The sequence below is a fragment of the Atlantibacter hermannii genome, from assembly GCF_009907385.1.
GTDB classification, from domain to species: domain Bacteria; phylum Pseudomonadota; class Gammaproteobacteria; order Enterobacterales; family Enterobacteriaceae; genus Atlantibacter; species Atlantibacter hermannii_A.
The window spans coordinates 1-11,298 of record NZ_JAAATR010000025.1; the positions used below are offsets into that span (position 1 = coordinate 1).

Annotated in this window: 11 protein-coding genes; 3 read left to right on the plus strand and 8 right to left on the minus strand. The window is 53.2% G+C overall.

All coding sequences use genetic code 11. The features are described 5' to 3' along the window. The first annotated feature begins 103 nt into the window (after window positions 1–103). Window positions 104–1,438 carry an NCS2 family permease gene (locus GV764_RS07570; protein WP_161659618.1) on the plus strand — a complete coding sequence of 445 codons (1,335 nt, stop codon included), beginning with the start codon at window positions 104–106 and terminating at the stop codon, window positions 1,436–1,438. Between the two features lie 83 nt (window positions 1,439–1,521). Here the strand turns inward: GV764_RS07570 and ybiJ are convergent, their stop codons facing one another. Together ybiJ and mcbA are read right to left on the minus strand one after the other, a co-directional pair. Continuing rightward, the gene (ybiJ, locus tag GV764_RS07575; protein ID WP_161659619.1) at window positions 1,522–1,782 is read right to left on the minus strand and encodes a DUF1471 family protein YbiJ; all 261 of its coding nucleotides are present in this window, start codon (window positions 1,780–1,782) and stop codon (window positions 1,522–1,524) included. A 406-nt stretch (window positions 1,783–2,188) separates the two neighbouring features. After that, entirely contained in the window at window positions 2,189–2,449 is a 261-nt protein-coding gene (gene mcbA, locus GV764_RS07580) for a DUF1471 family periplasmic protein McbA (protein WP_161659620.1), read from the minus strand. A gap of 378 nt (window positions 2,450–2,827) precedes the next feature. Here mcbA and rlmF point away from each other — a divergent pair, with 378 nt between their 5' ends. Continuing rightward, window positions 2,828–3,757 carry a 23S rRNA (adenine(1618)-N(6))-methyltransferase RlmF gene (gene rlmF, locus GV764_RS07585; RefSeq protein ID WP_161659621.1) on the plus strand — a complete coding sequence of 310 codons (930 nt, stop codon included), beginning with the start codon at window positions 2,828–2,830 and terminating at the stop codon, window positions 3,755–3,757. On the opposite strand, the gene ybiO is transcribed toward rlmF, so the two are convergent. The 6 genes from ybiO to rhtA all read right to left on the minus strand — a co-directional run bounded on the left by ybiO (window position 3,758) and on the right by rhtA (window position 10,430). Next, window positions 3,758–6,016 (minus strand): mechanosensitive channel protein, encoded by a 2,259-nt coding sequence (ybiO, locus tag GV764_RS07590; protein WP_161659622.1) that lies wholly within the window; start codon window positions 6,014–6,016, stop codon window positions 3,758–3,760. Window positions 6,017–6,138: 122 nt separating this feature from the next. Further along, window positions 6,139–6,861, minus strand: a complete 723-nt coding sequence (gene glnQ, locus GV764_RS07595) for a glutamine ABC transporter ATP-binding protein GlnQ (RefSeq protein ID WP_002434736.1) — start codon at window positions 6,859–6,861, stop codon at window positions 6,139–6,141. Further along, window positions 6,858–7,517, minus strand: coding sequence for a glutamine ABC transporter permease GlnP (gene glnP, locus GV764_RS07600; protein WP_161659623.1), 660 nt, complete (start codon window positions 7,515–7,517; stop codon window positions 6,858–6,860). The genes glnQ and glnP overlap by 4 nt, the downstream gene beginning before the upstream one ends. 100 nt (window positions 7,518–7,617) lie before the next feature. Beyond that, window positions 7,618–8,364, minus strand: a complete 747-nt coding sequence (gene glnH / locus GV764_RS07605) for a glutamine ABC transporter substrate-binding protein GlnH (protein WP_161659624.1) — start codon at window positions 8,362–8,364, stop codon at window positions 7,618–7,620. A gap of 373 nt (window positions 8,365–8,737) precedes the next feature. Continuing rightward, the gene (gene dps / locus GV764_RS07610) at window positions 8,738–9,241 is read right to left on the minus strand and encodes a DNA starvation/stationary phase protection protein Dps (protein WP_125292434.1); all 504 of its coding nucleotides are present in this window, start codon (window positions 9,239–9,241) and stop codon (window positions 8,738–8,740) included. Window positions 9,242–9,542: 301 nt separating this feature from the next. Beyond that, on the minus strand, window positions 9,543–10,430 hold the full coding sequence (gene rhtA, locus GV764_RS07615; RefSeq protein WP_161659625.1) for a threonine/homoserine exporter RhtA: 888 nt from the start codon (window positions 10,428–10,430) through the stop codon (window positions 9,543–9,545). A 352-nt stretch (window positions 10,431–10,782) separates the two neighbouring features. Here rhtA and ompX point away from each other — a divergent pair, with 352 nt between their 5' ends. Continuing rightward, entirely contained in the window at window positions 10,783–11,292 is a 510-nt protein-coding gene (gene ompX, locus GV764_RS07620; RefSeq protein WP_125292432.1) for an outer membrane protein OmpX, read from the plus strand. The last annotated feature ends 6 nt before the right edge of the window (window positions 11,293–11,298 follow it).

The following is an 11,298-nucleotide window of genomic DNA, read 5'->3' on the forward strand; positions in this document are numbered from 1 at the left end:
GGGTGTGATTACTATCACTGAATAAACAGCGACGAATGGATTACAAATAAGCGCATCGTTGTAAATATCAACGCTAATCCATGCTCTTTTTGGGATATAAAAAATGAATAATACGCTGGATGACATTAAGCCCGCCGAATCCGGTGGGCTGGCGAGTTTTTTTAAATTCAACCAACACGGCACCACGGCGCGTACTGAAATCATTGCCGGATTTACCACCTTTCTGACCATGGTTTATATCGTGTTTGTTAACCCGCAAATTCTGGGCGCGGCGCAAATGGATACCAAAGTGGTATTCGTGACCACCTGTCTGATTGCCGGGGTCGGCAGTATCGCCATGGGGCTCGTCGCTAACCTTCCGGTGGCGCTGGCACCGGCAATGGGGTTAAACGCTTTCTTTGCCTTTGTGGTTGTGGGCGCCATTGGCGTGAGCTGGCAGGTGGGGATGGGGGCGATATTTTGGGGCGCGGTCGGGCTGTTTTTACTGACCCTGTTTCGCATCCGCTACTGGATGATTGCCAATATTCCCATCAGTTTACGTATCGGTATTACCAGCGGGATCGGGTTATTCATCGCGATGATGGGATTAAAAAATGCCGGCGTGATTGTCGCTAATAAAGACACCCTGGTCACGATTGGCGATTTAAGTTCTCACGGCGTGTTACTGGGCGTATTAGGTTTTTTTATTATTGCCGTGCTCTCTTCGCGCCAGTTTCACGCTGCGGTATTAGTGTCTATTGTTATAACTTCGCTTTGCGGGCTGTTTTTTGGCGATGTCCATTTTACCGGCATTTATTCCGCGCCGCCCAGCGTAATGAGCGTCATGGGGCAGGTGGATTTATCCGGCGCGTTATCGCTCGATCTGGCGGGGATTATTTTCTCGTTTATGTTAATTAACCTGTTCGATTCCTCAGGAACGTTAATTGGCGTTACCGATAAAGCGGGATTAATCGACCGCGAGGGAAAATTCCCCAATATGAATAAGGCGCTGTACGTCGATAGCTTAAGTTCGGTCGCCGGGGCGTTCATCGGTACGTCGTCGGTGACGGCCTATATCGAAAGCACCTCAGGCGTGGCGGTGGGCGGCAGAACCGGTTTGACCGCCGTGGTGGTCGGCGCGCTGTTTTTACTGGTGATGTTCTTTTCGCCGCTGGCGGAAATGGTGCCGGGTTACGCCACCGCCGGGGCGCTGATTTTTGTTGGCGTGTTAATGACAGCAAGCCTGGCGCGGGTCGACTGGAATGACTTCACGGAATCGGTGCCCACCTTTATTACCACGGTGATGATGCCGTTCAGCTTCTCAATTACCGAAGGGATCGCCCTGGGCTTTATGAGCTATTGCGTGATGAAGGTGTTTACCGGTCGCTGGCGTGAGTTGAATTTATGCGTGGTGGTGGTGGCGCTGCTGTTTGCGCTTAAGATCGCGTTTATTGATTAAAAAAAAGCCCGTCCAGGGCCGGACGGGCAAACAAGGGTAACAGCAGAGTCTAAATGTGAGGGTAATGTGTTGGCGAACCTGAATTATTTGTAGAGGGTCGCAGTACCGCTGATTTTATTGTTGGTGTTTGCAGAGGTGATGGCGTAGCTGGTTGCGCCAGCGGCGGCTGCTTTAGCAGCCAGTTTCGCTTCCAGACCATCCAGCGTGGTTGCACCGTCAGCGGAGACTACGCCGATTTTGTCTAAACCGTGGGTATCAGCCGGGTTGATGGATTGCGCAGCGAAAGCACCGAAAGATAAAGTTGAAAGAATCAGAGCGGCGGCAGCATATTTAGTGGTTTTCATCAGGTATTCCTCGTAGGTTATTCTGTAAATGTGACGTTGTTCCGTCGATGTGATAAGTATCACGGTTTTTTGCGAGAGAGAAAATCTAAACAAATTGACGGCGTCGTTCTAAAAATTTGAACATTCGATAATCCACTGATTTATAAGCCATATCTCTCAGAGATTTGCTGTTTCATCAACCAGTTCGACCCTCAATCCTCAAGAGGGCATTTATTGCCAACATCGTTTCAAATATTGGTGCGCTGAATAGCAATCGCTTGCGCGGTTGTATAAAAAAAGCCCGCTGCGTCGCGCGGGCTTCTGAGTAAGGGGTTACCCTGAAATCTGCAGTACGGGTGGAGATTTCAGGGCTGACTGAACGTCATGGAGAGAAGAAAGCAGCCGACATCGCCGACTGAGTGACGCGTTATTTGTAGATGGTGGCGGTACCAAACATGGTGTTATCACCGCTGGCGGAATTAACGATGTACCCTTTCGCGCCCTCTTCACGCGCTTTTTCGGCCAGTTTGTCTTCCAGATCGCTGAGGTCGCGGGCGCCGCTTACCGAAACGGTACCGGCGGGGCGGAGTTGATTTGAGCTACTGTCCAGCATGACAGGCGCAGCGTGCGTCACAAAGGCGAAAGAAGAAAGGGCAAGGGCGGTAGATAACGCGAGCAATTTTTTCATAATTACATCCTCTGGAGTGTCACAGCGCTGATTTAGTGATTCAGCTTTTTAAGTGTAGGAGGCTAATTATGTGACACAACGCAAAAAATTGACGGTCTTGTGCTTATTTTTTGAACAACATATCTTGACGAAGCATGACAGTAAAATGAAATTTAATTCATTGAATTTATAGATTAATTTTCATTCATCTCGCCATGCCTGGTGAAACGCACCGTAAATGTGCATTTTTTGCTGGCGAACAGGGCATTTTTTGAACATTGACATGGGGGTTATGCCCCGACTCCACGATTTTCACCACCCTGAGCGGGAAAATAGCATGGTGATATTTACCCTGCGTCAGCGAGCGGGTATTGTACGCGCCCACCAGGGAGAAAATCGATGACTACCAAACCCGGCCTGCACCCGCGCAACCGCCACCAAAACCGCTATGACTTTACCGCTCTGCAACAGGCCAGCCCTGAACTGACGGCGTTTGTGCGCCGCTCGCCTGCCGGGGAGCCGACAATCGATTTTGCCGATCCGCTGGCGGTTAAAGCCCTTAACCGGGCGCTGTTGGCCCACCATTACCAGGTCAAAAACTGGGATATTCCGGACGGTTTTCTTTGCCCGCCGGTGCCGGGGCGCGCCGATTATATCCATCACCTGGCCGACCTGCTGGCGCAAAGCAATGAGGGTCAGATCCCGCGTAACGCCACAGTGCTGGATATCGGCGTCGGCGCGAACTGTATTTATCCGCTGATTGGTCACCATGAATACGGCTGGCGTTTTACCGGCAGCGAAGTGAATGACGAGGCGTTAAAAAGCGCCAATGCGATTATTCTTGCCAACCCGGGGCTCAATAAAGCGATTCGCCTGCGCCGTCAGAAAACGCCCGGGGCGATCCTCAACGGCATCATTCATAAGAATGAGTTTTACGACGCCACACTCTGCAATCCGCCGTTTCATGATTCCCAGGCCGCCGCCGCCGCCAGCAGCGAGCGCAAACGCCGCAACCTGGGGCTGAATGACAACGCGCAGCTCAACTTTGGCGGGCAGCAGCAGGAGCTGTGGTGCGAGGGCGGGGAAGTGGCGTTTATCACCACGCTGATTGAGGAAAGCAAAGCCTTTGCCCGCCAGGTAATGTGGTTTACCACGCTGGTCTCGAAAGGGGACAATCTACCGGGGCTGTATCGCGTGCTGCAACAGGCGGGCGTCGAAAAAGTGGTGAAGGTGGAAATGGCGCAGGGCCAGAAGCAGAGCCGCTTTATCGCCTGGACTTTCCACAACGATGCCCAACGCTCCCGCCGGGCATCGTCCGCTGCTCGCTGATTACACCGTAGGGTTGGCAGGCGGCAATGCGCTGCCTGCCGCCGCCTCGCTGTTAATCATCGCCGCATCCGGCCCCGGCTGCATCACCTGGACGGTTTGCACCGGTGGCCGGATCCCTGCTTTATCAAAGTGCTTTTTCACCATACTGTCGAGCGCAAACCGCACCGTCCACTGCTTCAGCGGTTGAGTGGTGAAGGTGACGCGAATAGTAAAGGCGGTATTGGTCAGGCCGACGATTCCGGCAAACGACGGCTGACCTATTACCAGCGGACGAATATCGTCGTTTTGCAGGACCTCATCCACCGCATCGCGCAGAGCACGGTTAGCCTTATCCGCATCCTCGCCACGATCGACATCATAGTTAGCGACAAACGAACCAATTCCACGCACAAAGTTAGCGAAGGTGGTAATCGATGACCACGGGATAATATGGTACGCGCCGGTATCCTGGCGCACGCCAACCGAGCGAATCGACATCCGTTCCACCGTGCCGGTAATCGGCCCGATGGTCACTAAATCGCCGGTATTCATCCCGTTCTCAAACTGGATAAAGATCCCGGTGATAATATCCTTGACCAGCGTTTGCGAACCGAATGACACCGCCAGCCCCAGCGCGCCCGCGCCCGCCAATAGCGGGGCAATGTTCACGCCGATTTCCGACAGCACAATCATAATGGTGATGGTACTGATCACCACCGCCAGAGCGTTACGGAACAGCGTCAGCAAGGTGCGGGTACGGGCGCTGGGCATGGGGCGGCCATGAATATCCGAAGACAGGCGGTTTTCGATCAGGCTGGCCAGAAGGGTCCAGCCAACGGCGGAGAAGAACAGGATCAGCAAAATGCGGATCAGAATATCCACGGTTTTTTCGCCCGGCCCCTGGGTCAGCCATTGCCACATGTCAAACAGCCCCCAGGCGTTGAGCAGCAACAGCATTGCCACAACCACCGTCAGGATCCGCGCCAGTTTCAGTGAAGCGGAAAGCCAGCCGTTGATGCGTTTTTGCAGTTCCGGATAATTACGCTGCACCTCGGGTGAAAGCGTGATGCGTTTAGCGATCCAGCGCGACAGCATCCCGGAAACAAACGCCGCCACGCTGATGATCGCCAGGCTTTTTAGCGTCGCGCTCATCATGAACTTCAGACTGTTGCCCGGATCGAACAGGGAGAAAAACATCAGCACAATAAAGTAGGCGCTGGCGATCCAGTGCCATACCAGCGCGAAGGCGCGGATAAACAGGCTAAAAAACGCCAGCGAGCGGTTGGCAAGATGAATTAAATCCTCCTGGATCCGACGCTTATTTTTGAAAATCAGCACCAGCGCCCAGACGGTGATGGTGAGCATGATCGCCACGTTAGCCAGCGCCCCCGCCTGGACGTTGATCTGGTTCGAGATAATCGGCACGGCGACAAGCAGACCGTAGCCAATCAGGCTGCTCAGCGCGCTGAGCCGCAAGCTCCAGTAGCGGGCGCTCTCATCGTTAATATTGAAGGGGCGCAACTGAGGAAAGCGTGGGCAGAAAATCAGTCGCAGGATGGCCTTAAAGAATTCAATCAGCGCGAAGGCATTAAGAAACAAGCCCTGCTGACGCGCGATGGTGCGGTTGCCCGCGTTCATCATATCGCTAAGAATTTGCCCGACGAACAGGGTGAGCGACAGCAGCGCCAGGTCGATAATAAAGGCACCGATAATCATCAGCGGCAGATGGAACCAACTGCTGCGGTCGTGATTTCTGCGCCGCCCCCACGCGCCCATTTTGCGGTACAGCGGGCTCGCAGCCATCCTTACCAGCCAGTAAAACGCGAATACCGCCATCGCCAGCCCGATAAAGTGGGTAAAAGCGTTAATAAACGTTTGCTGATTGAAGGCCTTGTGCGGCGCGCTGGTGATATTGCGATGCAGCTGGGCGAAACGCGACGCCAGTTCGCCGCCGTAATGGCGGGTGATGTCGGTGACATTTTCCAGAACGGTTTTTTCTTCTTCAATCGGCGGCGGGGTCAGTGTGGGAACGGGCTCCGGCGGCGGCGTGGCGGCAACCTGCCGCAGCTGGTCGATAAGCTCGGCGCGCGACTGTTCATTATCCAGCACATCGGCCAGCGCACCGTAGGCGGCTTTTTTCTCTGCCAGATCGGGTTCGGGAGGCGGCGTGTCGGTTTTATTTTCCGTGGTTGCCGCCGCACCCACCGCGGCAGCGGGCAGCGAAACGGCCTGCAATGGGGCGCATACCAACATCAGCATCAGCAAAAGAATTCGCGACACAGGCTCCTCCGGATTGAGAAAGTGACACAAAAAACCTAAGTATAGTTTCCGGTGCGGGCCTGGCGGGAAATGGGGATTAATCCGGGGGCAATAAAAAACCCCCTCGTATGAGGGGGTTAGTATCAGGAGACGTGCTGCAAAAATTCCTGCAAACGTTGGCTGGGTGGGTTCTCGATCAGCGTTTGCGGATTGCCGTCTTCAGCAATCCGGCCTTTATCGATAAAGATCAGCCGCGACGCCACTTTTTCGGCGAAGCCGATTTCGTGGGTCACGATCACCATCGTCATGCCTTCTTCCGCCAGATCCTGCATTACTTTTAAGACTTCGTGGCGCAGTTCGGGGTCGAGCGCTGAGGTCGGCTCATCAAACAGCATCATTTTCGGCTTGACTGCCAGCGCGCGGGCAATGGCTACACGCTGCTGCTGGCCGCCAGACAGCTCAGAAGGATAGTGATGGGCGCGTTCCGCCAGCCCCACTTTCGCCAGCAGCGACTGAGCCAGTTTTTCCGCTTCCGCTTTCGACGCGCCCCGCACCCGCAGCGGGCCGAACATCACGTTCTCAAGGGCCGTGAGGTGAGGGAACAGATAAAACTGCTGGAACACCATGCCCGCTTCCTGGCGGATCAGGCGCTCATCGACTTTCGGGTCGTTGACCTTCAGCCCGTCGACAATCAAATCGCCGCTGGTGATCTCTTCCAGTTTGTTAATGCAGCGCAGCAGCGTGGATTTCCCGGAGCCGGACGGCCCGATAATCACCACCACTTCGCCCTGGGTAATGTTCAAATCGATATTGTGCAGCACCTGGGTTGCGCCAAAGTGCTTGGAAACGTTTTTAAATTCAATCACAGGATTTTCATCCTTCTTTCAAGACGACGCAGTACGAAACTCAACACGAGGGTGATGATCAGATAAAACACCGCAACGGCGCTCCAGATTTCCAGCGCGCGGAAGTTGCCGGCGATGATTTCCTGGCCCTGGCGGGTTAATTCGGCGACGCCGATAACAATAAACAGCGAGGTATCTTTGATGCTGATAATCCACTGGTTGCCGAGCGGCGGCAGCATACGGCGCAGCGCCAGCGGTAAAATCACGTGGCGAATGGTTTCGCGACGCGACAGCCCCAGCGCCAGGCCTGCTTCCTTGAATCCTTTATGGATAGACAGCACCGCGCCGCGGGTGATTTCGGCGATATAGGCGCCGGAGTTGATCATGATGGTCACCACCGACGCGCTGAACGGGTCGATGCGCAGGTCGGTAAACGCCATGGGCAGGGCGAAGTAGATAAACATCACCTGCACCACAATCGGCGTGCCGCGAATCACTTCGATAAATACCAGGGCGATGTGGTTGGCGATCCAGCCGCCGTACGTGCGGGCAAAGCCTGCAACCAGGCCGATAATCAGGCCGCCGACCAGACCGAGGATCGAAATCCACAAGGTCATTTTGGCGCCTTCAATCAGGAGGGGAATGGCGGGCCAGATGGCGCTCCAGTCAAACTGCATGATGATATCCTGTTGTACCGTGGTTCAAAATGAGAGGGGCGAATGGCCGCCCCTCAGAGTCGCGCCGACGGTTCGGCGCTGTTATTCAGTCTGCGTATTATTATTTTGGTTCAGTACCGAACCATTTTTTATAAATTTCGTTATAAGTGCCGTTGTCGCGCAGGGTTTTCAGCGCGCCGTTCACTTTATCACGCAGTTCGTCGCTGCCTTTCGGGAACGCAATGCCGTACTGCTGTGCTTCCAGGGAGTCACCTACCGCTTTGAACTGGCCGTTGCCCGCGGTTTTGATGAAGTACAGAATATTTGGCGTATCGTGCAGCACCGCGTCAGCGCGGTTAGTGCCGAGTTCCATGTACGCGTTGTCGATGTTCGGGAACTGGCGCAGGTCTTTGGTTTTGATGTTCGCTTTCGCGTAATCTACAGAACCAGTACCGCTCTTCACGGCTAACACTTTACCGTCCAGATCTTTCACGCTTTTCACGTCGTTGTTGTTGGCTTTGACCATCACCAGCAGGCCGCTTTTGTAGTAGCCATCGGAGAAGTCGATCGCTTTTTTGCGCTCGTCAGTGATCGTGATGCCAGCCAGCGCCAGGTCGACGTTTTTGGTTTGCAGTGCCGGGATGATGCCGCTGAAATCCATCGGCTTCAGTTCGTAATCCAGCTTCAGTTCTTTCGCAACGGCAGCCCACAGATCTACGTCAAAGCCCACATACTTATCGCCTTGCTTGAATTCAAAGGGAACGAATGCGGTATCGGTCGCCACGACCAATTTTTTATCAGCAGCCTGAGAAGAGACGGCGAAAGCCAGGGTAAGTGCAGCAAGTGACACTTTCAAAATCGACTTCATAGCTTTTCCTTTTTTAAATCCACGGGACGATCCCCAGCGAGACAGCCTTAGTATGAAAAATTCATGCCAACATTACAACCTGCTGATTTAAATGGAGTTGAAAAAGGCGGCTTGCACACGTTACGGAGCAATTTGCCCTTAATGCACCATTTTGGTGCTCCAAATTGGTGCGGTCACAGGATGTCAGGTTGAGACGCCCTATTAAGCGGTCAAAATGGCCAGAAAACAATCTTTCATTAACGATTGTGTGAGGGGATTATTACAAAAAAATAACGTTTCGCCTCAGGGGAAGGGAAGGGAAGTAAAAGGGATGCTCCAAAAGAGTGCAAAACCCCCTCGCGAGGGAGGGGGTGAAATAAGAAAAACGTCTGGCTTATTCGATGTTGGATTCAATGAACCACAGGAATTTATCCAGGTCGCGGGAGGCGGCAGTAAAGATATCTGCGGTATCTTCGTCTTTCGCTTCTTCGATGGCTTTACGCACATCGTTAGCGACCACGGCGTAACGGTCGGCCAGCTCTTTCAGGTGATCCTGTACGCTGTGGATGTCCAGCGGATAGCTTTTCAGGGCCGTTTTGCTGTTGATAACCTGGGTGGTGCCCAGCGCAACGCCGCCGAGTTGGACAGCACGTTCTGCAATGGTATCAAGGTGATCGGTAAGCGCTGTGCGGAAGCCATCAAGCATTTCATGAACGCCGATAAAGTTTGCGCCGCGCATGTTCCAGTGTGCCTGTTTGGTGATCAAAGACAGGTCGATGAACTGGACTAACTGGCGGTTCAGCAACTCAATAGTCGCTTTCTTATCGCTATCTGCCACATCGTTGCGGGTATATAGCAGATTAGAAGTTTTTGTTTTAACCAATTTAGCGGTACTCATAATCTCATATCCTCTTGATGTTATGTCCCAATTGAATTACCGGGAATAAGTATAGCACCGGGTTTTAAGTCTGCTGTTTTGAATATACCTATCGGTTAAATAGCGAGAGACGCGTTGCGCAGCATTATTGCAATAAAATCAATCTTTTATGTTTGTGGGGGCAATTTTCAAATTAGACGTAAATAACTATGTAGTCGCCGGGTAATTATTCTCAATCGCAACCAGAACGGCGGGAGCAATAATCCTCACAAAAAACTAAGATTATTCCGCAACCTGTTTTAACGATGCGGAATAATAGCCCTTAATTTATATCGACGCTTTTTATCTGCGGCTCACGCCTGATGGTCAGCGTGGAGCCAATCGAGGCGATCACGATCGAGCACAGCGCCAGAAACTGTGTCCCGGTCAGGGTTTCACCGAGGAAAATCATCCCGGAAAACGCGGCCAGCGCCGGTTCCATACTCATTAACGTGCCAAAGGTGCGGGTAGGCAGGCGGGTCAGCGCCACCATTTCCAGAGAGTAGGGAAGGGCGGTAGACAGGATAGCGACCCCAATCCCTAATGGAAGCAATGACCAGTGCCAGAGCGCCTCGCCCGCTTGCCAGGCGCCAATGGGCACAAAAACAATCGCGGCGATCAATGAACCCAGCGCAACCGTCGCCGGGCCGTGATCGGCCCCGGCGCGCTGGCCGGTCACAATATATAACGCCCAGCAGGCCCCCGCGCCCAGTGCGCAGGCTGCGCCGAGCGGATCGACATGCGTTACGTCCTGTCCGAGAGGCAGCAAAAACCACATCCCCAACACCGCCAGGATCACCCAGATGAAATCCACGGCGCGGCGTGAAGAAAACAGCGCCAGCGCCAGCGGGCCGGTGAACTCCAGCGCAACGGCAATACCCAGCGGAACGGTGCGAATAGACAGGTAAAACAGGTAGTTCATGCCGCCCAGCGCCAGGCCGTACATCAATAGCGGAATGCGCTGTTCACGGGAAAAGCGCAGCCGCCAGGGCTTAAAGATAATCACCAGGATCAGCGTTCCCAACGCCAGGCGCAGCGCAGTCACGCCCGGTGCGCCGACCAGCGGAAAAAGCGTTTTAGCCAGGGAAGCGCCGCTCTGAATGGAAATCATGGCGATAAGGAGGGTAACAATCGGAACCCAGATGGGCGTTTTACGGGGCAACGTTGGCATCCTGCACCTGTCAATTTGTGTCAGCTATCAGTAAAGCTGGCAGTGTAATGTAAATAATGCGTAATGGTTGAGGCTTTGTTGAAAAAAAACGGCGCGCCAGGCCCTAGAATGTAGGGAAAGTGATGAGAAAAGCTACAGAATGTTTTAAGAATTATCTGGATGTCTGAAAGATTCGTTGGGGCCCATAATGAATCGGTTTCGTTAACTAATTGTTTTATTAGTGAGATAAAGGATGTCGGAAACGTTCCGTTACATGTCGGCCCGCTTAGACAGCCTGAATCGCAAAGAGTTTCCCATCAGTTTTTGGTATATTTAATACTTTAGTTTTACTTGAAGCACATTTGAGGTGGTTATGAAAAAAATTGCATGTCTTTCAGCACTGGCTTGTGTTCTGGCCGTTTCCGTTGGTACAGCTAGCGCCGCAACCAGCACCGTGACCGGTGGTTATGCTCAGAGCGATTATCAGGGCGTAATGAACAAAGCTAACGGCTTCAACCTGAAATATCGTTATGAAAATGACACCCCGCTGGGCTACATCGGTTCCTTTACCTACACCGAAAAAGACCGTTCCGACAGCGATGCATACCGTAAAGGCCAGTACTACGGCATCACCGCAGGTCCGGCTTACCGTCTGAACGACTGGGCGAGCATCTACGGCGTTGTAGGTGTTGGCTACGGCAAATACCAGGATCGTAACTACACCACCGCTGACAACAACACCAGCGATTACGGTTTCTCCTACGGCGCGGGTATGCAGTTCAACCCGATGGAAAACGTTGCACTGGACGTTTCCTACGAGCAGAGCCGCATCCGTAACGTTGACGTCGGCACCTGGATCGCTGGCGTGGGTTACCGCTTCTAATCACTT